The organism is Flavobacterium sp. UBA7680, from assembly GCF_002482975.1.
In the GTDB taxonomy this organism is placed as follows: Bacteria; Bacteroidota; Bacteroidia; order Flavobacteriales; family Flavobacteriaceae; genus Flavobacterium.
Genome location: NZ_DLHA01000025.1, coordinates 1 through 24983, shown reverse-complemented (window position 1 = coordinate 24983; position 24983 = coordinate 1). Strand labels below are relative to the sequence as shown.

The 24983-nt window shown below is 31.8% G+C and carries 27 protein-coding genes and 1 pseudogene; 11 read left to right on the top strand and 17 right to left on the bottom strand.

Going from position 1 to position 24983, the window contains the following annotated elements:
• Positions 1-275: 275 nt before the first annotated feature.
• From B3C18_RS09780 to B3C18_RS26025, 5 genes and pseudogenes are all read left to right on the top strand, one after another.
• On the top strand, positions 276-851 hold the full coding sequence (locus B3C18_RS09780; protein ID WP_291146136.1) for a hypothetical protein: 576 nt from the start codon (positions 276-278) through the stop codon (positions 849-851).
• 303 nt (positions 852-1154) lie between these two features.
• A complete protein-coding gene (locus B3C18_RS09775) occupies positions 1155-1697 on the top strand; it encodes a DUF3575 domain-containing protein (protein ID WP_291146132.1) in 543 nt (180 codons plus the stop codon).
• Positions 1698-2029: 332 nt separating this feature from the next.
• Positions 2030-2389 (top strand): VOC family protein, encoded by a 360-nt coding sequence (locus B3C18_RS09770; RefSeq protein WP_180861148.1) that lies wholly within the window; start codon positions 2030-2032, stop codon positions 2387-2389.
• Between the two features lie 138 nt (positions 2390-2527).
• Positions 2528-2989: a MarR family winged helix-turn-helix transcriptional regulator gene (locus B3C18_RS09765; RefSeq protein ID WP_291146126.1), complete on the top strand. Its 462-nt coding sequence runs from the start codon at positions 2528-2530 to the stop codon at positions 2987-2989.
• A 142-nt stretch (positions 2990-3131) separates the two neighbouring features.
• Positions 3132-3342 (top strand): annotated as a pseudogene (locus tag B3C18_RS26025) (helix-turn-helix transcriptional regulator); the annotation flags it as partial.
• Positions 3343-3587: 245 nt separating this feature from the next.
• On the opposite strand, the gene B3C18_RS09755 reads toward B3C18_RS26025, so the two are convergent.
• Positions 3588-4250: a DUF6090 family protein gene (locus B3C18_RS09755; protein ID WP_291146123.1), complete on the bottom strand. Its 663-nt coding sequence runs from the start codon at positions 4248-4250 to the stop codon at positions 3588-3590.
• Positions 4251-4501: 251 nt separating this feature from the next.
• Positions 4502-5392 (bottom strand): winged helix-turn-helix domain-containing protein, encoded by an 891-nt coding sequence (locus B3C18_RS09750; protein WP_291146120.1) that lies wholly within the window; start codon positions 5390-5392, stop codon positions 4502-4504.
• Between the two features lie 180 nt (positions 5393-5572).
• Between B3C18_RS09750 and B3C18_RS09745 the strand changes: the two genes are divergently transcribed.
• From B3C18_RS09745 to B3C18_RS09735, 3 genes are all read left to right on the top strand, one after another.
• Positions 5573-6100: a hypothetical protein gene (locus B3C18_RS09745; protein WP_291146118.1), complete on the top strand. Its 528-nt coding sequence runs from the start codon at positions 5573-5575 to the stop codon at positions 6098-6100.
• A 129-nt stretch (positions 6101-6229) separates the two neighbouring features.
• Positions 6230-7246 (top strand): serine hydrolase domain-containing protein, encoded by a 1017-nt coding sequence (locus B3C18_RS09740; protein WP_291146115.1) that lies wholly within the window; start codon positions 6230-6232, stop codon positions 7244-7246.
• A 171-nt stretch (positions 7247-7417) separates the two neighbouring features.
• Entirely contained in the window at positions 7418-8620 is a 1203-nt protein-coding gene (locus tag B3C18_RS09735) for a PQQ-binding-like beta-propeller repeat protein (protein ID WP_291146112.1), read from the top strand.
• Positions 8621-8679: 59 nt separating this feature from the next.
• Here the strand turns inward: B3C18_RS09735 and B3C18_RS09730 are convergent, their stop codons facing one another.
• Both B3C18_RS09730 and B3C18_RS09725 read right to left on the bottom strand, forming a co-directional pair.
• Positions 8680-9450, bottom strand: coding sequence for an SDR family NAD(P)-dependent oxidoreductase (locus B3C18_RS09730; protein ID WP_291146109.1), 771 nt, complete (start codon positions 9448-9450; stop codon positions 8680-8682).
• A 26-nt stretch (positions 9451-9476) separates the two neighbouring features.
• Positions 9477-10232 carry an SDR family NAD(P)-dependent oxidoreductase gene (locus B3C18_RS09725; protein WP_291146106.1) on the bottom strand — a complete coding sequence of 252 codons (756 nt, stop codon included), beginning with the start codon at positions 10230-10232 and terminating at the stop codon, positions 9477-9479.
• A gap of 109 nt (positions 10233-10341) precedes the next feature.
• Between B3C18_RS09725 and B3C18_RS09720 the strand changes: the two genes are divergently transcribed.
• Positions 10342-10695: a winged helix-turn-helix transcriptional regulator gene (locus B3C18_RS09720; RefSeq protein ID WP_291146102.1), complete on the top strand. Its 354-nt coding sequence runs from the start codon at positions 10342-10344 to the stop codon at positions 10693-10695.
• 234 nt (positions 10696-10929) lie between these two features.
• Here the strand turns inward: B3C18_RS09720 and B3C18_RS09715 are convergent, their stop codons facing one another.
• The 3 genes from B3C18_RS09715 to B3C18_RS09705 form a co-directional block, all read right to left on the bottom strand.
• Positions 10930-11352 carry a hypothetical protein gene (locus B3C18_RS09715; RefSeq protein ID WP_291146098.1) on the bottom strand — a complete coding sequence of 141 codons (423 nt, stop codon included), beginning with the start codon at positions 11350-11352 and terminating at the stop codon, positions 10930-10932.
• Positions 11353-11423: 71 nt separating this feature from the next.
• On the bottom strand, positions 11424-12758 hold the full coding sequence (locus tag B3C18_RS09710; RefSeq protein WP_291146095.1) for a sensor histidine kinase: 1335 nt from the start codon (positions 12756-12758) through the stop codon (positions 11424-11426).
• Between the two features lies 1 nt (position 12759).
• Complete coding sequence (locus B3C18_RS09705) at positions 12760-14109, bottom strand: sigma-54-dependent transcriptional regulator (protein WP_291146091.1); 1350 nt, start codon at positions 14107-14109, stop codon at positions 12760-12762.
• A gap of 286 nt (positions 14110-14395) precedes the next feature.
• On the opposite strand from B3C18_RS09705, the gene B3C18_RS09700 reads away from it, so the two are divergent.
• Together B3C18_RS09700 and B3C18_RS09695 are read left to right on the top strand one after the other, a co-directional pair.
• Positions 14396-15106: an ABC transporter ATP-binding protein gene (locus tag B3C18_RS09700; protein WP_291146088.1), complete on the top strand. Its 711-nt coding sequence runs from the start codon at positions 14396-14398 to the stop codon at positions 15104-15106.
• Between the two features lie 4 nt (positions 15107-15110).
• Positions 15111-17534 (top strand): ABC transporter permease, encoded by a 2424-nt coding sequence (locus tag B3C18_RS09695; protein WP_291146075.1) that lies wholly within the window; start codon positions 15111-15113, stop codon positions 17532-17534.
• A 75-nt stretch (positions 17535-17609) separates the two neighbouring features.
• Here B3C18_RS09695 and B3C18_RS09690 read toward each other — a convergent pair whose 3' ends face one another.
• From B3C18_RS09690 to B3C18_RS09645, 10 genes are all read right to left on the bottom strand, one after another.
• The gene (locus tag B3C18_RS09690) at positions 17610-18350 is read right to left on the bottom strand and encodes an SDR family oxidoreductase (RefSeq protein ID WP_291146072.1); all 741 of its coding nucleotides are present in this window, start codon (positions 18348-18350) and stop codon (positions 17610-17612) included.
• A gap of 79 nt (positions 18351-18429) precedes the next feature.
• Positions 18430-18999 carry a Crp/Fnr family transcriptional regulator gene (locus tag B3C18_RS09685; protein ID WP_180861188.1) on the bottom strand — a complete coding sequence of 190 codons (570 nt, stop codon included), beginning with the start codon at positions 18997-18999 and terminating at the stop codon, positions 18430-18432.
• A 69-nt stretch (positions 19000-19068) separates the two neighbouring features.
• Entirely contained in the window at positions 19069-19392 is a 324-nt protein-coding gene (locus tag B3C18_RS09680) for a MazG-like protein (RefSeq protein ID WP_291146067.1), read from the bottom strand.
• Between the two features lie 2 nt (positions 19393-19394).
• On the bottom strand, positions 19395-20309 hold the full coding sequence (locus B3C18_RS09675; protein ID WP_291146065.1) for a helix-turn-helix domain-containing protein: 915 nt from the start codon (positions 20307-20309) through the stop codon (positions 19395-19397).
• A complete protein-coding gene (locus B3C18_RS09670) occupies positions 20310-20615 on the bottom strand; it encodes a hypothetical protein (RefSeq protein WP_291146062.1) in 306 nt (101 codons plus the stop codon).
• Positions 20616-20626: 11 nt separating this feature from the next.
• Positions 20627-21433 (bottom strand): SDR family oxidoreductase, encoded by an 807-nt coding sequence (locus B3C18_RS09665; RefSeq protein WP_291146059.1) that lies wholly within the window; start codon positions 21431-21433, stop codon positions 20627-20629.
• Between the two features lie 104 nt (positions 21434-21537).
• The gene (locus B3C18_RS09660; protein ID WP_291146056.1) at positions 21538-22908 is read right to left on the bottom strand and encodes a hypothetical protein; all 1371 of its coding nucleotides are present in this window, start codon (positions 22906-22908) and stop codon (positions 21538-21540) included.
• A 6-nt stretch (positions 22909-22914) separates the two neighbouring features.
• Positions 22915-23418: an endonuclease V gene (locus B3C18_RS09655; RefSeq protein WP_291146053.1), complete on the bottom strand. Its 504-nt coding sequence runs from the start codon at positions 23416-23418 to the stop codon at positions 22915-22917.
• 16 nt (positions 23419-23434) lie between these two features.
• Positions 23435-23998, bottom strand: a complete 564-nt coding sequence (locus tag B3C18_RS09650; protein ID WP_291146051.1) for a DUF4256 domain-containing protein — start codon at positions 23996-23998, stop codon at positions 23435-23437.
• Positions 23999-24049: 51 nt separating this feature from the next.
• A complete protein-coding gene (locus tag B3C18_RS09645; RefSeq protein ID WP_291146048.1) occupies positions 24050-24643 on the bottom strand; it encodes a YdeI/OmpD-associated family protein in 594 nt (197 codons plus the stop codon).
• Positions 24644-24983: the final 340 nt, after the last annotated feature.

Genomic DNA, 24983 nt, shown 5'->3' with positions numbered 1-24983 from the left:
AATCCTGCTCTCCCCACAAAAAAGTCCTAATGAAAATTAGGACTTTTTTTATGCTTATTCAAAAAATATCTAAAACCTTAAAATCACGCGATTCCTCTTTTATGCGCGACCAGGAAAAAACATTAAACAGATAAGAGACACGCTTCAAGTATTATCAAATAAAAGTTCTATTTTTAAAACAAAAAAAACACCAACATTCTTTAGACATACCAACCCAATTTTGAGGTAAATAAGTCGAACATCATTAAACATATATCCTATTTAAGAGTAATTTTATGAAAAAAACATTCTATTCTGTATTGATATTAATTATAAGTCTTTCTTGTACAGAAAAAAAAACACAAAAAGAAAACACTATAATTAAAAATATTAAATCTGATTCGGTTGTTAAAATAGATGATGAATTAGAAAACGATTCAGACTGTGTATTTGATGACAATTACAAAAAAATAACAGAAGAATGGCTGAGTGAACTTGAAATCAAAAAATATGTTTGGGATTCAAAAAGTAACAAAGCAACATTAATATACAATGGTGATACCCTAACTGTATATAAAGGCGGCTGTGACCATTTTGCCAGTTCAGTAGAAATTAAAACCAATATTTATCCAAATAAGGAATTAGACAGTACGTTGATAAGAAAAATCAACGATATAGCCTGTAAATTTAAATTTAATAATTATTGCAACAAGCTTATCGAAGGTCAATTTAAAAAAATTGATAATAGTGATTCATCATTTTTTTTGGAGTTTGAAGATGATAATCCAGAAGACAATTTAATTTCTGAAGGGATAGAAATTTCAGAAAAAGAAAAACACACAATTATTACAATATCAGAGTATTATAATTAAAACTACTATTAACAGTGATTTACCATAATAGCTACAAATCGGTAAGAAACATGTTCGATTTGTAGCTTTACAATCTACTTTTTTATAAAGCTCAATTTTTCTTCTCCTGCTAGCACGTGAGAAATATTATTCTTCGTTTTACTATTACAAACCCGATCTGAAATCATAACTTTTAACTGAGATTTATGTACCTTAAAATCCGTTGTTTTATTTTGGATATTATTTAACAAGCCGCTTAACACATTTTAACATCTTCAGAAATAAATTATTATATGTTTACCCTACTTAAACAAATCTAATTTTATGAAGAAAAATTACTTGGCAACTTTTATGGTTCTTTCATTTTTTTCTGTTCAGGCTCAAAATGAAATTGATTCAAATCCTTATCAGAAAAATAATGAAGTTAAATTAAATGTACTTGCTCCTTTAACTGGATCTTTTGAGATAGGTTACGAAAGGCATCTAAACCATAAGTCATCATTGGGGCTTTCTTTTTTTAAGGTATATGACAATACAAACAATGAAGATTTAAATTATTCTATCTCGCCATACTACAGAAGATATTTTGGAAAGAAATATGGCGCTGGCTTTTTTGTTGAAGGATTTGGAATGTTTACTTCTATCGATGGAAAAAAAATATATGATTCAGAAGATCATTCCATTTTTATTGAAAACCCTGATGTTTATGATTTTGCTCTTGGCGCAGGTTTAGGTGGAAAATGGGCCACAAAAAGTGGATTTATTTTTGAAATTAACGTCGGTTATGGAGCCTTATTATTTAATGCTAACAAAACAGATCATAATATTGTGAATAAAATTGAACTTAATGTAGGTTATAGGTTTTGATCGATTTAACGAAAAGTTCTTCACATCATAAAAAGTTCTTAAATAAGCTCCTTAATTATCTTAAGGAGTTTTTTTATGTCTATTTTTTTTCTCCGCATCTTTTACATTAATCTAATAAACGCAAAGCATTGTCATTTCGAGGAACGAGAAATCGCACTCGGGAATCGACAAAGATTGATGACATATTTTGTAGAATTTCTAGTGCGATTTCTCCTTTCAGTCGAAATGACAAGATTGTGTAACTTCTAAAAATCAAAAACAAAAAAGCAAATTCATTTGCATATTGTTGTCGCGTATATTATATTTGCGACAACAATTTAATTTTAAAAAAAATGAGAGAACTTACATTTGCATCATTACAAGTAAAAAATTTAGAAGCATCAAAAGACTTCTACGAAAAGAAATTAGGGTTTGAAGTTGGAAATACTAATCCGCAGGCATGTATTTTTAAATACGACGAAGGAAAAGCAAGTTTTGCTATTCGTACTCCGCTTGAACCTTTAGAAGATCGAGAATTAGGAGTTGGCGTAGCGCTTTGGTTTGCTGTTACCGAAAATGTAGACGAATTAAAAGAGAAATTTATCGAAAACGGAATAACAACAGCGGGACCAATTATAGAAACTCCGTTTGGAAGAGCTTTTCACGTAAAAGATCTTGACGGTTATAAACTTACTTTTTTGGAGACAAAATAAAAGTAAATAATCAGTAATTTTAGAAACAGATTAAGGAAGAAAAAATTTCTGTTATCCAATCTACTAAAGGTTCTGATGGCTATCTTTGAAATCAATAAACTTGATTTTTAATACTGACACAAATGCTTCAAAATTATTATGGCTAAGGAAATTAATTTTCATTTTAAAAGTCCAAAAGACAGCCCGGGGTATTTACTTGGACAGCTAACAATGCTTTGGCAGCGCAAACTAAAAAAAGTTTTAGATCCGTTAGATTTAACGCAGACTCAATTTGTGCTGCTGGCTGCTTTGGGCTGGCTTTCAAAAAAAAGTGATTCTGTAACACAAATTGATATTGCGAATCAGAGTAATGCCGACAGAATGATGGTTTCAAAAGTATTGCGAACACTGGAAGAAAAAGGTTTTATTACCAGACATGAACATGAAACTGATACAAGGGCAAAAACCATTCGATTAACGAATACAGGCGAAACAATTTTGCAAAAAGCTCTTATTGAAGTAGAAAATGCCGATCTTGATTTTTTTTCTTCTTTAGATGAAAATCTTCCGTTGTTCAATTCTAATATGGCAAATCTTATTGATAGAAATAAAACAGAGTAAAAGTGCTTCGGTTTAAAATTCAAAATACTTATCAGAAAAATTGTATTTTTGTTTACCGCTCCCAAAGAACACTTGTAATCTACATTTTAAATTATGTTTTTTACAATTCCGGTTTATTATACTTAATTATTATCTTTGAATTATGAGCACACTATCAAGACCAAAACATATCGGAAGAAATATAAGCCGTATCCGTGAACTTCGTGATATGAAGCAGGAAGCATTGGCACAAGCTTTAGGCACTAGCCAGCAAACGGTTTCAGCAATTGAAAACAGCGAAACTATAGATGATACAAAACTTGCAGAAGTTGCAAAAGCACTTGGTGTAACCGTAGAAGCAATTAAAAATTATTGTGATGATATGGTATTGAATATCATGAACAATACTTTTACCAATACTAGTCACGATAGTTCAACAATTAATTCAATTAATGTTCAACCAAGCTTGAACGTTTAATTCAGGCCGAAAAAGACAAAGTCGAATATCTTGAAAAAATATTAAAAGTAAAATAACCTTTAAAGCATAAAAAAACTCCATTAAAAATAATGGAGTTTTTTTATGCTTGTTATTTTTTCTAAACGACGATTATTCGTTCGCTTATTTATTCAACTCTTTGTCAATTTCTTTAATAAGCTCAACTGCGAGTGGTTTTGTATTTTCTTTATAAACCCTTATATTATTCTTACCAAGTTTGACAAGATATTCGAGCGTCTTTTTATATTTTGGGTCTGAATATAATTCTTTTTCAGATTTATCTGCATTTTCTATCGTTTTATCAAAACACTTAATCAAAAAATCATTGTATATTTTATCAACTTCGTTAACAGCCGGCACAAATATTTGGTAATAATTTAAAATTTTCTGTTTTAATTTTTCGTCTTCAATGTAGCCAATTTTTCCGCTTGATTTAAAACCTTCATAATTACCAATACTCAGTGTTTGTCCATGCGAATGAATTGGAAAATTAACTTTGCCTTTAGACTTGTAAATACTGTCAAGTTGGGAAGTCGTTAATGCCAAAATCTTCTCATAGCTTTGGTTTGTCATTTGGTATGCTTCCATTTCATTGTCGATACTTTTTACGTCATTCTGTAAATCATTCTTTAAATTAGTAAGAAACACAGATACTTCTTCTTGTTGGTGTCTGTGCTCACTCCAACTGTGCAGCCATATTGAAAGCGTCACGGCAAAAACGATTATGAATATTTCTATAATGATTTCTTTTACTTTCTCTCCCAATGTATGTTCTGAATTTTTCACAGTTTTATAAATTTTGTTTGAATGTTTCGTTATTTCTTCTTGCATAATTAGTGTTGTAATTTAACTCTGGTTGTTTTGTAGTTTATAATAGTTTTTCTCTTTATTAACCAATTTTTATTTGAAAGCGAATATAAGATTATTTGCAAAATCTCTTATTCATTTCTTAAATACTCTATAAAAAAATTAAGATTTTTTACATGAAAGTTTCTTCAAATCTAGCTTAGAATATCTTAACTAACTTGTGCATAAACTTAAGAAGTAATATTAAGCTTATACCCTTTTCCGCGTATAACAATAATTTGGACATTTGGATCATGTTCGAGTTTTTTTCTAAGTTTTGATATGAACATATCCAGACTACGGCCCACAATAACACCTTCATCTTCCCATATCTCTTTTTGCAGTCGGCTTCTTTCTATGGTTTCGTTAGGAGATGATGCAAAAATGAGTAATAAACGGGTTTCTGTTCCGGTGAGGTCTAATGTCTTTTCATTTATGATCAGCTTACGATTTTTCGCATCAAACACTACCGAACCTAAAGTGAACAAACTAGTAGAATTATTAGGTAAAGCTACTTTTGACTTAGCAGATCTAAAAAAAACAAATCCAACAAACGCTAAAAATGACAGACCGCCAACCAAAAAATATTTATTCTTTGCTGTATATATACCCAGTGGTTTAAATTTGATATTAATCATGTAACATGCTTTGGGCTGCTTTCTTCCTTTGCATGGTACAATATCGTCTTTCTTATTTTTTGATATAGCATATCCATAAGCTACGCTACTATTTCCGCAGTTCACTACATTAACAACATAATCATCTGCGAGTGGATCTTGTGCTAACAAACGCTGCGTAATATTGACTAAAGAGTCCGTTTGAAAAGTAAATTCATTTTCAAACCTGATTTGATACTCATTTTCAGCGATCTTTTTTACAGGAAGAACCCTTGATGTTTTATCTCCCGATTGTAAAAGTAATTCATGACCAATTCTGCGAAGCAAAATTTCCCTTCTTGCAATAGCAAACTCGTCACTATCAGTCTTACTGAAAACTGTGCCGATTGCAGATATAAACAAAAGCAGTATCAATCCAAAGATATACTTGCCTTTTCCGTACAGGGGATTTTGACTATGATGCATAGTGTCAAGTTTTAATTTACAAAGTTTACATTTTTATTTACAATCTAAGTTCCTAAGGCTGAAATATATCAAAGTAATTTTGTTACAACAACTTTAAAGATTGTAAAAAATAAAAAGAATGCTTTACATGAACAAGATTTATCAGGAGATAGATCTATTTTAATTAAACCTATAAAAAATATGAAAAAAATCATTTATGCACTGATCTTACCGCTGGTTGCGGTAAGTGGACTAGTTTTTACAAATTGTGAAACTAAAAATGAAACTCCAAAAAAACCAATCCAAAAAACACTCTCTATTGCTGAAAGGAAAGCCAAATTGAAAAAATGGGAAGCAACCCCTGATGGTGTAAAATTCAAAAACTGGGAAATGTCTCCCCAAGGTAAAAAAGTGCTTGCCGGCGCTGCTAAAATAAGCAAGAATACCAATATGGAGGCTGTTATAACGTCTCTTTCTCTTCCACCAGGATCGCTATTAGGTTTCGGAGTGATGGCCAGAATTGATGGTGAAGATTATATTCTGAGATTTGAACCGGAAAAGTCCCAACTTCAGCAATTGTACAGTCTGAAAGTTAACGACACAATAATTTTAAAAAGCCATGGTGTATCATACGCGCCCAAGTATTCCTATCCCATAATATCGGGCAGCTATGTAGAACGAGATAATAAAGTAATTTTTAAACGTGTTCCTCGCAAAGGCGGCTGTTAAGTAATAAATTAGAGATACATTCACATATATATCCTTTGACCTAAAAGCTAAAAGAGAAATAACCTTTTGAAAGCATAAAAACTCCATTATTTCTAATGGAGTTTTTTTATATTTATTAAAATTTACAAAATGAATTCAATCATCAAAAAAATAAAAATTATCTTTTTTACTATTGCATTGACAACGTGCTGGAATTTTTACAGCCAAACCAATGAAATAGAAAAAAACCTAGATACTTTATTTCAAAAAGCACTTCAATCTAAAACCTTTAACGGAAATGTTTTAATTGCTGAAAAAGGTAAAATAATCTACGAAAAAGCTTTTGGACAAGCTGATGCAAGTAACTCCGTTCCATTAAATACAGATTACCGTTTTCATATAGGTTCAATTGCCAAAGAATTTAATGCAGTTGGAATTATGATACTGAAAGAGCAGGGAAAATTAAAACTCGATGACCCGATTTCTAAATTTCTACCTGAACTTCCATCTTGGGCAAACAAAATTAAAATTATCAATCTGCTTCAATACACAAGCGGACTGCCTCAAATAAAGTGGAATGAAGTCAATCAGGATTCAGATAATATGGCTTTTCTTCAAAAGACTTCGGAACTTGACTTTGAACCGGGAACAAAGTATGATTACAATAACAATAATGTGTTTTTACAAAGGCGTATTATTGAGAAAATTACTAATATGAGTTTCAATTCTTTTGTTATAAAGAAAATATTAAAGCCTAACGGAATAAAAAATGCGGTTGTAGATCCAGACGAAAAAGAGAAACTTTTTGCAAAATCGTATAATAGTAAAGGAAAACAGGATATTCTTAAATATAATATTTCGGGTTGGACAGCTTTAACTTTAAAGGATTTTTACAAATGGTCTGAAGCTATTAATTCATTTAAAATTATTAATCAAGAATCGACACGTGAACTTTTTGTGCCTTTCTCTAAAGATAATCAAACTGGTCTTGGAGGCGGAACTATTGAAAATGGAAAAGTAACCAATCATATACACGATGGTGCAGCTTTTAATTATCAGGCTTTATTAATCAGCAATCTAAATTCTACTATTATTTTAATGACCAATAACAAACAAAATAATTTAGAGGAAATCAGCGGTTCAATACAAAATATACTTGATAAATAATTATGCAAGAATGTGAATTTATAATCTACATTATCGTAACATAAACATATACATATGAGGTTATAACTTATAAAATGCTATAACAATTTTTAACTATATTTGACGTTGATTGTTTTATTTGGCAGCTTTTTTGCTGAAAAGAAAATCAAATCATCAACCCAAATCTTAAAAATGAAAACAAACCTAATAACTCTTTTATTTGTATTTGCTGTTATAAATACGTTTGGACAAACGCCAGCCGCATCAAAAACTACAAATACTAATAATAAAACTTTACCGCCTAGTGAACAGGTCACGAATAAAGCTGTAAGTGCGCTTAAAAAAGTTCCTTTAGACGAAGCGTCAATTTTAATTTATGATTACGACGGTGCTCTTTTTTCATACGATTTAGAATCTGAACAAATTGGCTGGACTGTAAAAGCTACAAGTCCTTTTACCGAAATGTGTGCCAATAAAGTAACTATATCGAATGGTGTTGTATACATTCCGTTTATAAACGGTGAAATTGTTGCGGTAGATAATCAAAGCGGTGATGTATTTTGGAAATCAAGATTAGGAAATATCACAGACCAAATTGTTCTTAAAGATCAGGTTCCGGTTGTCAATAACGGAAAGCTATATATAACTGCACAAAATCAAAACGGAAGCAGTAATATTTATGCTCTTGATACAAAAGATGGTAGTTTAGCATGGACTTACAAACTGGATACTCCAACAAACGATATTCCGGTATTGTTTTTTAATAACAAAGTTTTTGTTCCGAGTTCGACTAATTTATATGTGTTTGATGCCAATACAGGAAAAGTTCTTAACCAAAAAAGCTTTGACCAAAGTATGCACAGCAAACCTGTAACCGATGGTGAAAATGTATTTATAGCTAATGAAAAAGATGTACTTTTTGCTTTAACTCCAGATAAGTTGGACATTTTATGGCAATTTAAATTACCAGAGGATCAATATAATATTAAGGAACGCATATTTACGAAAGACAAAAAATTATATTTTGCAGCGCAAGGCACAACAGTTTCTTCGGTATATGCGGTAGATTCAAAAACAGGAACTCAGATTTGGAAAAGGGATTTTCAAAATGATAATGTAGAATACATAACGGAGGACAGTGATAATATTTGGGGTTACACCAAAAAAGGAAGACTTTTTCAGCTGGACATAAACAATGGGGAAATTGCATTCGAATTAAAATTAACAACCCAGCCTATTTCAAATATTGAATTTCCGGTTGATGATACTATATTTTATTATTGTGATGCCGGTTTAATTAAATTTGATTTAAGCACCAAAGATGAAGATTTATATTATATGCGAACTTCTATTAAAGATGATGTTTATACCGCATTTCTAAAAATAATTAGATAAATAGAAAACTCCAAAGTCATTTGATTTTGGAGTTTTTCATTTTAAAAGATGTTACTATTTTATTTCATTAAACTGATATTGGTTAGACCACCATCTGATAAGATTTCTGTTCCCACTATAAAAGAAGAATCATCTGATGCCAGAAATACAGCAGCGTTTCCAATGTCTGACGGAAGACCTTGTCTGCCTACAGGAGTAATATCTATCCACATTTGTTTTACAGCATCTAAGTGTTCCTCCGGTACTAATTTTCCAAATACAGGCGTGTCGATAGATCCGGGTGAAAGTGTATTCACACGTATTTTTCTTGGCAATAAATCTAGTGATAAACCTTTTGCCAATGATATAATTGCCGCTTTTGCTGCAGAATAAATTGCCATTCCCGGCGCAGCACGATGTGCCGCGCTCGACCCTATTAGTATTATGGATGCACCATCATTTAAATAGGGAAGTGCTTTTTTTACGGTAAAATAAGAACTTTTCAAATTCAAATCCATATATCGGTCATAACCTTCTTCGGTAATATTTTCGATATCAGCCATAGGAACGCCGTCGACAACACCGCCAGCATTCACTACCAATACATCTATATTTCCGAATTTTTCAGCTGTTTTTTTAAATATATTTTCTAAGTCATCGCTTTTGGTTACATCTCCAGCAATACCTATAAAATCTGATTTTAAAGCTACTACAGCGTTATTTAATGTTACTTCATTTCTTCCGGTTATAGTTCCGGAAGCTCCTTCGTTTTTGAATGCCTCTGCAATACCAAAACCTATTCCGCTATTACCTCCAGTAATTACGGCTACTTTATTTTTTAATTTACTCATTTTGTTCTTTTAAAAATTAGAAATAATTATAATCCGAAAATCCCTCCCGAAACAGAAATTTTCTCTCCGGTAATCCAACCTGAATCATCAGAGGCTAGAAATACAGCTACTTTTGCAATATCTTCCGGCTGTCCGGTGCGGCCAAGAGGTGTGCTGGCAACAAATTTTGTTTCGGCTTCGCTGCCAATAAAACCCGCAGAATGTGAACCTTCTGTTTCTACTATTCCCGGTAAAATAGAATTGATTCTGATATTTCTTCCGATAAACTCTTTAGATAAAGAAATAGTAATAGCGTCTAAAGCTGCTTTGGTGGCAGAATATACAGATCCTGTTGGAAGTGGCGATTTACCAGCTTCTGAACTGATGTTAATTATGTTACCGCCTTTTTCTCCAAACAATTTTAAAGCTGCCTGAATAGAAAGTAATGATCCTAAAACATTGATATTAAATTGCGAATGGAAAGATTGTGCTGACAATTCTTCAATTGGCGCATATTGGTAAATTCCTGCATTGTTTACCAAAATATCTAATGTTCCAAAAGCATTTTTTGTTTCTTCAAAAAGTCTGTTTACATCAGATTCGTTTGAAACATCGCCCTGAACTGCAATTGCTGTTCCGCCGTTATCTTTTATCGCTTTTACCACTTTGTCTGCATCCTCTTTACTTGATGCGTAATTCACTACAACTTTTGCACCTTCTGCTGCAAAATATTTAGCAATAGAAGCGCCAATTCCTTTTGAAGCGCCTGTAATTATTGCTACTTTATTTTTTAATTTGCTCATTTTTATAATTTTAAATTATGTTTACTGATGCAAATTTATGTCAGTTTAATTTATTTTAGTAACTTTGTAACTAAAAGTAACAGTAACCTTGAAGTAACAAAGTAACCTTATGGAATGTAATTTACGCGAGAAAGAGAAGCACAAAAAAGAAATGATGGCTGTGCAGGATTCAATGGATGTGTTGAGCGGAAAATGGAAAATATCTATTATTTCTTCTATTTGTTATTATAACGAAAGAAGGTTCTCAGATATCCTGAATGATGTTGTTGGCATTTCAAACAAAATGCTCAGTAAGGAATTAAAAGAACTGGAAGTAAATAAACTAATTAAAAGATTGGTTCTTGATACACAGCCTGTAAGTGTTCATTATGTACTTACAGATCATGGAAAAACACTGCAGACAATTATTAATAACTTGACTGATTGGGGAATTGAACATCGAAAGAAAATTATTGAGGAATAACTTTGGAGGTTTTTTATTAGATATGAGTATAATCCCTACGGGATATTCTTTTATTGGGATCTTATTCTTTCCTACCGACATTTAACTCCTAACGGAGTATTATTTATTGGGTCTTCTTTTTTCTACCGATATTTAATTTCTACGAAATACTCCTTTAGGAGTTAAATGTCGGTAGAAAAAAAATGGTCCCTAAATATTTGTCCCGTAGGGACTAAACTATAACAATCCATTTATTTAGTTTTTCTCAAACACTTCGGGAAAATTTTCATTCAAATAATCTGAAAGCTTTTCAAAATCTTTAGAATTCCTTTTGACTAAATTGATTTTTTCCCCTTCCTTTGTTTTTAAAACTATATCTCGCCCAGTTTTAAAACCTAAGAATTCATACTGATTTTCACTCCAACCTGAAACAGTTTTTAAACTGTATTGTTTCGGCTTCGAGAATATTTGACGAATAATTAAAACATCATCAATGAGCGTATAATATTTAATCCTGCTTACATTTTTTATGAACAATAATACTGTAATTATACTAAGTGTTGCGAATAGTGATTTTTCCCATGGTTCTTTAAGCCGTTCAATTTGTACATAGGCCAATAAACTGAAGCACAGAATCCATGCAATATTCAGTATTATATCTTTCGTAATGTGTTTCATTTAAATACTTTTAACTTGTTTTATAGAGCTAATATAAGAAATATCTTCACCAAACCTTATCATAGAAAACCTCACCCCTCAACCAAACAAATCTCAAAAACAGTCTTCCCATTCTCAGTTTTAAACGAAACATAACCGTCATGCGCTTCGATAATATTTTTAGAAAGCGTTAAACCAATTCCGGCGCCTTCGTTTCTCGTGGTAAAAAAAGGCAGAAAAACTTTATTTTCGATTTCTTTTTCGATTCCGCTGCCCGTGTCGGTGATTTTAATATAAGTTCTGTTTTCTTTGGCTTCTGCCGAAATTAGAATTTGTTTTTGAGTCGTATTTTTTAATGCGTAAACAGAATTCGTCAAAAGATTAATAATAACTTGTTCCGTTTGTTGCGGGTCAACATTAATTGGATGTTTCAGGGAAATTGCATTTACAACTTCAATTCCGTCTTTTTTAAATAATGGATTCATGATTTGCAGACAATTTTCAATCAAAGGCTGTAGTTCTATTTTTTGTTTTTTTGGAGACGGGAGCATCGCCAATTTTCGATAACCTTCAACAAATTTCTGCAAATGATCACTTCGTCTTAACATGGTTTCAACGCTGTTTTTGATATCTTCTAAATCTTCTGCCGACAGTGAATCTTGTTCTACCAAGTCTTGCAGGTTTTGACAAATAGAACGAATGGGCGTTATCGAATTTAAAAGTTCATGCGAGATCACTTTCATCAAATTGACCCATGCGTCTTTTTCTTTTTTCTCGACTACATTTTGAATGGAATCGAGTAAAACGATACAATATTCGCGTTCAAAAATTTCTGTTTTAGATGCCTGCAAAACAAATGTCTGTGCGGCTTGTTCGTTTATACTAATTTCGACAGACGTTTTTATTTCATGAAAATCATCTTCTTCAATAATTTCACAAAGCGATGGCAATTGATTTTTAAGATATTTCCATTTCGAAACTTTGGGTACATTAAAATGAGACGAGAAATAATCATTCATTAAAAATATATCCCAGTCATTTTCCTGTTTTTCTAAAATGATAATTCCGGTTTCGATATTATTTAAAATAGAGCGGTAAATAATATCTTTTGAAATCTGTTCGTTTTGTCTGCCTTTTAAAGTATCATACAATTGAAACAAATCACCATAATTTTTATTGGCTTTATGTTTGGTAAAATCTGATGAAAAATCATTCTGCAGGATCGAAGAAATGGTTTTATCGTAAAGCAAAACAAAATTGCGAACATAAAAATACATTTCGCGAATGAGCAGAAAAACAATAAAAAAGCCAAATATACCTGTAAAAAACAAATTGGTTTTAAGGAAATAAATCGAAATTTCGATTCCCAAAACAATGGCTATCAATCGAAAAAAGAGCAGTTTATAAGTTTGCAGTGTTTTAAACATACTAGTTAATATTGATATTATATTTCTCTAAACGTCTGTACAAAGAACCTCTTGACAATCCTAGTTCGTCGGCAGTTTTACTGATATTATTGCTGTGCTTAAGAAGCGCTTTTTCAATAGTCGCTTTTTCTACAGACGAAAGTTGAATATCATCCGGATTTTCATCATAAGCTGTTATGGTTTCTAAATCTAAATCAGAAACTGTGATTGTGTTGTTTTCACAAAGAATAACAGCGCGTTCAATTTTATTTTCCATTTCGCGGATGTTTCCATTCCAGGCGTGTTTTTCAATTTGTTCCAAAACTTTTTTATCAAAAGTAATTGCACTTCTTCCGTATTTTTCAATCATTTTATCGAGAAGATATTCTGCCAGCGGAATTTTATCTTCGTTTCGTTCCCGAAGCGGCGGCAGCACAATTTCCATCGTATTAATGCGGTAATACAAATCTTCTCTAAAGTTTTTATCAGCCACTTCCAGTTTTAAATTCAAATTGGTTGCCGTAATAATTCTAACATTCAAAGGTCTTGGTTTTGTTTCGCCCAATCTTGTTACGGTTTTGGTTTGAATAACCTGTAATAATTTAGATTGCAAATGCAGCGGAACGTTTCCTATTTCATCTAAAAAAATAGTTCCGTTCTGCGCCATTTCAAAACGTCCGGGTGTATCCATTTTTGCATCGGTAAAAGCGCCTTTTGCATAACCGAATAATTCGCTTTCGAAAATATTCGAATTCAGCGAACCTAAATCGACGGCTATAAACGGATTGTTTTTTCTTTCAGACTGGCTGTAAATATGATGTGCCAAAACAAATTTTCCGGTTCCGTTTTCTCCAAGAATTAAAACATTGGCATCAGTTTTCGCCACTTTGTCGGCCAGCGAATATGCTTTTTTTATTATTACAGAAGCTCCCACAAAAAAGTCATTATCGGTTTCAATCTCTTTGTTCTTTTTTTGTTCTTTTCTGGATTTATCAACGGCTTGTTTTACAGATTCTAAAAGCTTTTTGTTTTCCCAGGGCTTTAAGATATAATCAAAAGCACCCGATTTTAATCCTTCAACTGCGGTTTCTACTTTTCCAAAAGCGGTCATTAATATTACAACGGTTTTCGGCGAAAGCGTTTTTATTTCTTTCAGCAAATACAAACCTTCTCTTCCATCTTCAAACCCTATTCTGTAATTCATATCGAGCAAAACGACATCGATCGCATTTTTTGACAGTAATTCGACTATTTTTTTCGGATTATTGAGTGTGTGAATGTTCTCAAAATACTTTTTCAGGTACACTTTTGATGCAAAAAGTATGTCTTCCTGATCGTCGATGATTAATATTGATGCGTTTGTCTTTTTCATTTTTGTTCGGTTTTGGACAAAAGGTGTCCAATTGTGGACACTATAGATTTTTTTCGGATAATAAAATTTTAAAAATAAGGCAGTTACAAGGTTTAAATTTTTGGCATGAAAATCACTTTTCTACTTGTAAATCATTAATTATTAATGCCTTTCTGAAGTAAAAATAGCAAAATAAATATCTATAAATCGCATTGTTAATTATCTTAATTTTCGGGCGTGTTTCTTTTACTTCAGAAGACAAAAAAATCAGAAAACGAATAGCAATCAAACATTAAAAAAATCAATTATGATTACGATCAAAAAACTTTCTAAAATTTTTAGAACCGAAGAAGTAGAAACAAATGCTTTAAGTGAAATTTCATTAACCATAAACGAAGGCGATTTTGTCTCCATTATGGGGCCATCCGGAAGCGGAAAATCGACTTTATTAAATATTATTGGATTATTAGACAGCGCTTCTGGCGGAAGTTATGAGTTGTTAGGACAGGAAATGATTGGCCAGAAAGAGAAATTAAAATCGAAAGCCCGAAAAGAAAATATTGGGTTCATTTTTCAGAATTTTAATTTAATTGATGAATTATCGGTTTATGATAATATCGAACTGCCCTTGATTTACAACAATGTTCCGTCATCTGAAAGAAAGAAAAAAATAGAGCATATTGCAGGTGTTTTGGGTATTGCACATCGTTTGAAACATTTTCCGCAGCAGCTTTCGGGCGGGCAGCAGCAGCGTGTAGCGGTTGCAAGAGCTTTAATTAATGACCCTAAAATTATTCTTGCCGATGAACCTACAGGAAATCTGGACAGTAAAAATGGTAATGAAGTAATGGAGTTATTGACAGATCTTCACGCCAGCGGTTCTACGATTTTGATGGTTACGCATTCTGATTATGATGCTTCTTTTTCGCAGAAAATAATTTTGATGAAAGATGGTGTTATTCTTTCTGAAAAATTAAATCAGAGAAATGTGGACGTTTTAGTAACTTCTAAAAACTAAGGTCATGCTGAAAAATTGGATTAATGTTTTTACGTATCATATAAAAAACAATAAGCTGTTTACGGTTTTGAATGTTTTGGGATTGAGTATTGGAATTGCGGGTTTAATTTTTGCGATTTTGTATTGGAACGACGAACAGAGTTATGATCAATGGAACCCAAACAAAGACAATGTTTTTTTGGTTGCCAATCAAATGGACCCAACAACTTATTGGGCTTCAAGTTCTGCACCTATAGGCTCTGCCATAAAAAATATAAGTCCCGAAGTCGAATCTTTTTGTTATTTAAATGGCAATTACGATAATGAAATTATTCATTACAATAATAAAAAAGTACAGTCTGACAAAATTGTTGTAGCACAGAAAAACTTTTTCGATTATTTCCCTTATTCCTTTATTGAAGGAAATATAAAAAATGCGCTGCCGGATGTAAATAGCATTAGTATATCTGAAGATCTATCTCATCAGCTTTTTGGAAATGAGAGTGCTTTAGGAAAAAAGATCATTTTACAAAATCAGGTTTTAATTGTTAGAGGTGTTTATAAACTGGATAAAAAATCAGTTTTTAATCCTTCTTGTGTCGTTAATTTTATGGACACACGAGTAAAAAACAGCATTCAGCAATGGGGAAATTTTCAGTTTATTCTTTTATTAAAATTAAAAAATCCATCTGACGCAGAACTTGTTACCAAAAATCTGGCTAAAATTTATTATGAGAACATGATAGCACCGCGGGCAAAAGCTCAAGGTATGAATCCACAAGAATTTATTCAAAAATTTGGAGAAGTAAAGCCTCATTTAGAGCCGTTATCAATTGTTCGTTTGCATACTAAAACCGGTGGTTTGATAGAATCCAACGGAAATTATCAGTTATTATTGATTTTTGCCGGATTATCAATTTTAGTCTTAATACTATCAATTGTAAACTATGTCAATTCTGCTACTGCAAATGCTGTAAAAAGAGCTAAGGAAGTTGGTGTTCGAAAGATCATTGGAGCTTCGAAAATAGAAATCATACAACAGTTTATTTTTGAAACTGCCATCATTTCATTGTTTTCTATTTTAATATCGCTTGTTATTGTAGAACTTTCCCTGCCATATTACAATGTTTTTTTAGAAAAAACACTTGTATTACAAAGCAGTCAGTTTTATCTGCAGCTTTTCGTTATATTTATTATAATGATAATTGCAGCAGGAATTTTTCCGGCGGTATATGTTTCAAACTTTGATGTTTTAAAAGTATTGCGAGGAAATTTTGCCCGAAGTAAAAATGGTATCTGGCTTCGAAACGGAATGTTGATTTTTCAATTTGCTGTGGCAGCTTTCTTTATTATTGGTTCTTATATAGTATACCAGCAAATTAATTATATGAACTCAAAGGATGTAGGTTTTAACGGAAACCAGATTCTGAATATCTCTTATAGAAATATTTATGGTGAAAAAATTAGTAATGAAGACAGAATACGCAAATACAACACTATTAAAAATGAATTGTTGCGCATTAAGGGAGTAAAACAAGTTTCTGGCGGCGGATTTGTTCTGGGAAGCGGTGCAAAATCGGTAATTTCATATCATTACAAAGACATAAATATAGACGGAAATAATATTCCGGTAGACTTTGGTCTTCTTGAAATGATGAAAATAAAAATAGTTAAAGGGCGCTATTTAAGTCCAGATTATTCTCAGGATACTATTAGTTCTATGCTGATTAATGAAACCGCTTCAAAATTATTAAACGAGAAAGATCCGATAGGAAAAAAAATTAACTGGGACGGAAAAGAAGCCATTATCGTAGGGGTTGTAAAAGATTTTAATATTGGAAATCCAGGCGAAGCCATACCTCCTGTCACTATATTTCATTTTAAAAGTGTACCGTGGTTTACGAGCCTTTTGAACAATATTTATGTAACAGCCGATCCTAAAACCATGTCGCAGACTATAACCGATATAGAAAATTTGTGGACAAAAAAAGTTGATTCTGATTATCCGTTTTTATATGATTTTGTAGATAAAGAATATAAAAAATCATACAGCAGTTATGTAAAACAAAAAAATCTTTTCTCTTTATTGAACATTATCGTAATTACAATTGCGCTTTTCGGATTATTTGCTTTGGCTTCTTATTCGATTGAAAGACGAATGAAAGAAATCGCTATTAGGAAAACACTGGGAGCCGAAACTAATGTTTTATTAATAGAACTTTGTAAACAGTATATCTTTTTCTGTATAATTGGTTTTTTAATTGCTTTATTTCCTGTTTATTATTTACTAAATAAATGGCTGGAGAATTTCGCCTATAGAATTACCATTTCGATGTTTCCTTTTTTAATTGGATTTACTGCTTTACTTTCATTAACGCTACTAGTTGTTCTTTCAAGAGCTTATCAGGCAACAAAAGTTGATGTTTTGAAATATTTGAAATATGAATAAATTCAATTTGCATTAAAATAAAAAAGACTCCAAATCTAGGTTTGGAGTCTTTTTTATAATTATTTTTTTCCGGTCTTACCAAGGACTAATACCCGTTTCATCTTCAATATCATTACTAAAAAACTGTCCATTTGGTCCGTTTTCATCTGTTACCGTATGCTTAATAATAAACGATGCAGCACTTTCTACAGTTCCAGGTCCGCTATGATGATTAAAATCTGTTGCTGTATAACCCGGATCAATTGCATTTACTTTAAAAGACAAATCTTTTAGTTCATAAGCCAGTACAATAGTATATGCATTTAATGCTGCTTTTGAAGTTCCATAAGCTGCCGATTTGAAATCGTAATATTTCCAGGTTGGATCACTATGCAAAGTCAAAGAACCAAGTCCTGAAGTTATATTGCTGATTCTCGGACTGTCTGATTTTTTTAGTAATTCCAAAAAAGCCTGAGTAACACTTATAACACCAAAAAAGTTCGTTTCAAATACATCTTTAATATCTTTTACGCTGGTATCCGAAGCGGTTTGAGGAAACTGGCCGCCGCTTATTCCCGCATTATTAATCAGAATATCTAATTTTCCCTGTTCACTTTCTACAATATTCTTTGCTGCTAAAATGGATTCTGGATTGGTAACATCAATTTCAATGGCTTTGATGTTTTGAAATCCGTCTTTGTTTAATTGCTTTACAACTTCGTTTCCTTTTTCAAGATCACGGCTTCCTAAATAAACAAACAATCCTTGCTTTGAAAGTTGTTTTGTAATTTCTAATCCTATGCTTCTATTTGCTCCTGTTATTAATACTGATTTCATTTTTAAATTGTTTTAAAATTATAATACAAAGTTGGTTACTTTGAAAATGGAATCATTTGTCATTTGGCAAAAAGCAATTTTAACTGATATTTTTTCTAATTCTGCTTAATGACGATTGTGTAATTCCTAAATAAGAAGCCACATAAGATAACGGAATGCGATTGATTACATTTGGATAAATTTTCAAAAACATTAAATATCGTGTAGTTGCATCTTCTGAAACCAGCGGACTTCTTCTTTCTACTTTTTGTCTCAATGCTTTTGAAATAATTCTATGTACTATAGCATCCCAGCCAATAATAGTTTCTAAAAGTTCCCTCCAGTCTTTTTTAGAAAAAACCAACAATTTACAATCTGTTATCGCCTGCACATAAGCATTGGAACAAATATCATTGTCAAAACTCTCCATATCAACAACCAGATTATTTTCGTCGATAAAATATTTGGTAATTTCTTCACCTCTATTGTTGTAATAACAAACGCGGGTAATTCCGTCTAAAACAAAACCGACTTGCTGTGCAATTTTTCCAGCTTCCGAAAAATATTCATCTTTCTTAAGTTCCAATACAGTTGTTTTGCTCGCAATTAAATCCAGCTGATGCTGATTTAAAGTCCCAAATTGCAATATATAATCTATAAATTCTTTCATAGAAGCAAGTTAATCAAAGTTATTGACGCAGAATTTGTCATTTGGCAAAAACGATTCAAAATATAAAAGTTATTTTCCGAGCAAATTTTCGGTGCTTGATAAAAATTCCTCCGTTGATTTTTCAATATCGATATTCATTCTTTCAGCTAAAACGGTCAGCCACCAAATCGATTCTCCTAATTTATGTTTGAGTTCTTGTTCTGTATTTGCTTTTGGCCATCTTCCTTGCTGTGACATTACGTTACGTCCAACTAAACCGGCATCTGTCAAAAATGCTAGTGCATCTTCTTCTATTGTCCATTCACTTCCATGATGAGATAACTCTAATTCGTGATAACGCTTTCTTATTTCTAAAGAACGTTCTTTTAGCTGTTCAAAATTTATTGATGCCATATTTAATTTTTATTGAATTGTTCCTGAAACGCGATTGGACTAATATTCGTTTTCTTTTTAAATAATTTATTGAAAGACTGCGGATGCTCAAAACCTAATTTATATGCAATTTCAGACATTGAAAAAGTTCCTTTCGTAATATATTCTTTTGCCTTTTCTATCAATTTATCATGAATAAACTGCTGTGTATTTTGTCCCGAAAGATTCCGAAGCAAATCGCTTAAATATCGGGCAGACAAACCTAATTCATCAGCAACAAATTGTACGGTTGGCAAACCATTTTCAAGAGGTTTCTCGTTATTAAAATAATCTTCTAATAAAATTTCTAGTTTAGAAAACACATCATTATTAACCGCTTTTCGGGTTATAAACTGTCGGTTATAAAAACGATTGCTATAATTAAGTAAAAGTTCGATTTGCGAAATAAGCACGTCTTGACTAAAATTATCGATTCGTTCTTTCAGTTCATTTTGAATATTGGCAAAAACACCTAAAATGGTTTCTTTTTCATTTTCTGATAAATACAAAGCTTCAGATGCCGTATACGAAAAGAATCCATACTTTTTAATATTGGTATTTAATGTATAAGGCCGAATAAAATCAGGATGAATATTTAAGGACATTCCGCTGTAATCCGCTTCTTCCTCCTGCATTTTTAGAATTTGTCCCGGCGAAACAAAGGACATTCCACCTTCTTCAAAATCATAAAAACCATGTCCGTACCGAAGTTTTCCCGAAAAATGGGTTTTAAAAGAGATTTTATAAAAATCTAAAATAATTCCATTTTCAAAATCTTTGGGATCAAATATCGCTTCACCATAATTCAAAATACTAATAAGCGGATGCATGGGCTTTGGCTGTCCCATAGCTTTATGCAGTTCTGAAATGCTGTTGAATATTTTAGGTTGATTTTTCATTTACAAATTTATAAAATGTTCGACTGGTGCAATGTTCCAGCTCACTGTACTTTGATCAATCATGTCGTGTACAACAGAATCGCTAAGTTCCGTCATTAATTTATGCATGGCATTTGTACCTTCTGCTGCGCTGTTCCAAACTAATATATCGTAAACCATTCCTTTTTTCAATTCGAAAACTGTTCTGGAACGAAATCCTTTCTGACGTTTTAAAAATTCGTCGATTGCTGCATTAGCATCAATAAATTGCTGTGTTGTAAAACCATTTAATTTAAAAGTTGTCAATTCTATTGCTTGATTTTTCATCTTGTTTTAAATTAAAAAGTAAACATTGCTTTTATATTCTGAACTTGGGTTTCAGCACCATTTTTCAATCTTTCATCATACAAAGCGTTGGCATCATTTCCTGCAATATATCGCAATTGATTTTTATTATCCGTCGCCGCTTCGTATATAATTTGAGCAACATCTTCTGCATTGGTATAATTCTCTAATTGTTCTGCGCTATAGCCTTTACTAACTTCTGCGGTTAATTTTTCATACGCTTCGTGTTGTCCAACTTCCATAGAACGGATTGCAAAATCAGTTTTCATTCCGCCTGGAGCGACAACTTTAACCTGAATTCCGAATTGGGTTAATTCTGATGCTAAACTTTCTGAAAAGCCATCAACACCAAATTTTGTTGCGCTGTAAATAGAACAAGTCGGAAATCCAATTAATCCGAAAGTAGAAGTAACATTTATAAAAGTACCGCTTTTTTTCTCACGAAAATGAGGTGTAAAAGCTTTTGAAATTCTAATAACACCAAATAGATTTGTAACAATCTGGCGTTCGATTTGAATTTCACTTAAAGATTCTAAAGCGCCAATTAATCCGTAACCGGCATTGTTTAGCACAACATCTACAGAATATTTCTCTGTAATGTTTTTTATTGTTTCTGTAATTTGTTCCGAATTTGTAACGTCAAGCGGAAGTACGATTACGTTTTTTAATGAAGTTAGTTCGGTTTCCTTTTCTGGATTTCGCATGGTGGCAATTACCTGCCAGCCTTTGCTTTGAAATAATTTTGCTGCTGATTTTCCTAAACCAGTTGAAGCTCCTGTAATAAAAATTGTCTTTTGCATTTTTTAATTGTTTTAAAATTATAATGCAAAGATCAGCCGAAGCCTAAAGTTGTTTTTAGTCGTTTTGGACAATTGGTTAGCCAAAATGACGATTACGAAATAAATTAGTCACCACCGCAGCCGCCACATGAGCTTCCGCACGAACTCCCACAAGAACTGCCGCACGAGCTTCCACCAGAACTTCCACATCCTGAACCACTATTTGATGATATAAAGTTGTTATTTGCAGGCATAACCAAAGGCATAAAAGAAACTGCCAGACCTCCGTATAAAAAATAATTCCACTGCCAGTCTTGTTCAACATTAATATTGCTTTTTCCTTCTTTAAAAGAGGAGTGAATTGTATGAAAAAATAAATAGTTTACAATTTTCTTATAGTAACGATAAGATATAGCAGCTAAAATTATGGTTATAATAACAATATTAGTTATAGCCTTATCTCTAGAAACTCCTGTAATAATTCTGCTAAAGCCTATATTTAAAAGAAGTCCAAAAACTACCAACGCTACTTTTATGATAAATAAAAATTGCTTAGAATCTAAAATCGTTTCTCTAATTTTTTCAACTCCTTTTTTTAATTGTTGAAATATTGGTTTGTTTATAATTAACTGATGTATCTGTAGATAAGGAATTAAATCATACTCTTTCATGATTTCAATAACACAATTTTCATATTGATTATTTGTTAGCGTATCATCGATTAAGTTTAATTTATTGCCTGTAACCTGTATTCTTCTATTTTCAATTAAATTATTTACGACTCCATGAATTACATAGTCTAAATTATTTTTTTGAAAGAAGACCAATTCTAAAGGTGTAAGATTGCTGATGATTAATTTCGACTTAATTTTTTCAATCAACGAATCACAAGCTTTCTTAACAAATTGCATTAATAAAAATGTTACCAAAGCAAACAAGAATATGTAATACCATGCAAAATATGGATTATCAATTTGAATCAAAATTGGTTTTAGAAGAAGAGAAATAGGAAAACTTAAAAGTATAAATGCCCCTAAAAAAAATATTTTTAATATTCCGAGATTATAATTAGCGTTGTCTAATTGAAGTGAATCCATTGGATTTCCAAAAGTCCAAATTTCTTTAGGCTGTTTTCCAAAATTTAATTCGTATAAGTTTTTAGTAACTTCTTTGGCTTTATGAAATTTCCCGTGTTCAGCCTTATTGTGTGTTGATGGAATATGCTCAATTCTTTTTGATAAAATTGTGCATAGATCAGAATACGAATTTGTAAATATTAAATGCTGATGCCAGACAATATCAACAATTTCTGAAGGAGAAACCATTTCGCTTGAAGTTGCGGCCAGATACATGAATTTTTTATATTCTAAAATCGCTGTTTTAGTAAAATAAATAGTCCAACTATTTTCGAATGCTAATCTTGTTGAAAATCCGTATTGATCATTTGGGTTGTCGAGATCAAAATTTTCGATTTGATTCCAAAGTTGTATATCCATAAAAAATTAAAGTTCTTTCGTTAAACGATCTAACTCTTTCAATAAAGTCGGCATTCTAAATTCACCCGCCATAGTTTCAACTTTTTGGAAAGCTTCTTCTAAATCAATTCCAATAGATGTTACAAATAATGGTTTTGCGCTGTCGCCTCTTAACAAAGGCTTTTTATCTTTTTCGATACTTGCAAAATTAGTTTTGGCCACACCAATGATCGGAATTTTACTATTTAGCTTTTCAAATAAACGTCCGCCTAATCCATATTTTTTATCATCATCTAAATATACGAATCCGTCCACAATTATAGCTTCTATATTTTCCAAATCAATCTGATTTAACAAACTGATAATACACGGAAGTTCTCTTTTGTAGAATTCTCCCGGAATATATTCTGAAACATTATCAATTATTTCTGTGTGAACTTTAAAGTTTTTGTCTTCATTCCAATTCTCAAATTCAAGGCAGACAGTTTTTGCTTTATTATCAAAATAATAAGTATCGAAGGCTAATATCATATTTTCTTTTACTCTTTTAAACTCTTAATGAACCTCGAAAGCCTCTCGCAGCATAATACGAATCGGCGCCATTGTGATATACAAAAACGGTATCATAACGAAAATCTGAAAAAATTGCTCCGCCAAGTTTTCGAATATTTGCAGGAGTTAAAATCCAGCTTGAAGTTTTGGTATCAAATTTTCCCAATTTTTGAAGTTCTCGATATTCTTCTTCATTCAAGATTTGAATTCCCATTTCTGAAGCCATGTTTATTGCACTGTCTTTTGGCTTGTTTTCTTTTCTTTTTTCTAGTGCTTCGTGATCGTAACAAATACTTCTACGCCCTTTTGGACTTTCTGCAGCACAATCATAAAAAATATATTCGTTAGTTTTTTCATCATAGCCCACAACATCCGGCTCTCCTTCGGTTCTTTCCATTTCGTCAAGTGACCAAAGTTTTTCAGGATTAGCTTTTAGTTTTGACTCTACTTTTTCCCATTCGATATTTTGATGGCGATGTTTATTATTTTCAAAACGTGCTTCTAAAACACTTAATAATGATTCTTGCTGTTCTGATGATAATTTATTTTTTTGACTCATCTTTCCTTATTTTATGTTATCACAAATAATTTAAAACTTATATGTATATCTCTAATCATTAAGTCCTTTACCGTCTAATATGTTTGGAATATTTTTTTCTACTCTCGCCTCTCTGGTTTTGGATTGTTTGGGTTGCGAAAAATGAAGCAAATAAGCTCTTTGTCTTCCTGGAGTTAAAGCATGAAAAGCTTTTTGGAGATTTGGCATTTCATCTAATTTCTTTTGAAACTCTTCGGAAACGGCAAATTCAGAAGTTTTTTTCAGTTCTACTTTCAAACCAGCCTTCTCAATTTCTATTGCCTGATAAATATATGTTTTTAAAATGTCTTTTAATTCGACAATTTCTTTAAGATTTGTAAATCGTATTTGACGAGCTGCCTGAACATTTTCAGATTGCTGGATCAAAATACCATCTGTATCTTTTAATAAAGCACCTTTAAAAAACAAAAAGGCACAATATTCTTTAAAAGCATGAATTAATACGACGTTACTTTCTTTATAAGTATAGCAAGGAACTCCCCATTTTAATTCTTCAGTTAATTGACAATCGAGGGCAATTGTTCTCATTATTTCTAATTCTGCCTGCCATTTCTTCGCTTCATCAAAAAAGAAATCAACTTTTGGGTTTGCGTTAATTTGTGACATTCCAAACTTTTTAAATTACTCTTTCAAAATAGGAGAAAGATTTCAATTTAAAATTAAAGCTTTTTTTTTGATTTAATGGTACATTTAAAAGTCCATCAAACTAGAATGATAGATGGTCTAAAGACAAAATAGAAATGAAATAGTTTTAAAGCCTGCAAATAACAAGCAAAAACTAAGATTTAAGACATTATCTATCTAAAAGTACAACTAATATAATTTCGATATAAAAGAAAGGAATATCGCTAGATTCCTTTCTTGGTTTTAGATTAAAAAAAATGTTCTAAAAACAAAAAACCCTATCCGATTTGGATAGGGTTTTTCAAAAGAAAGGCGACGACAT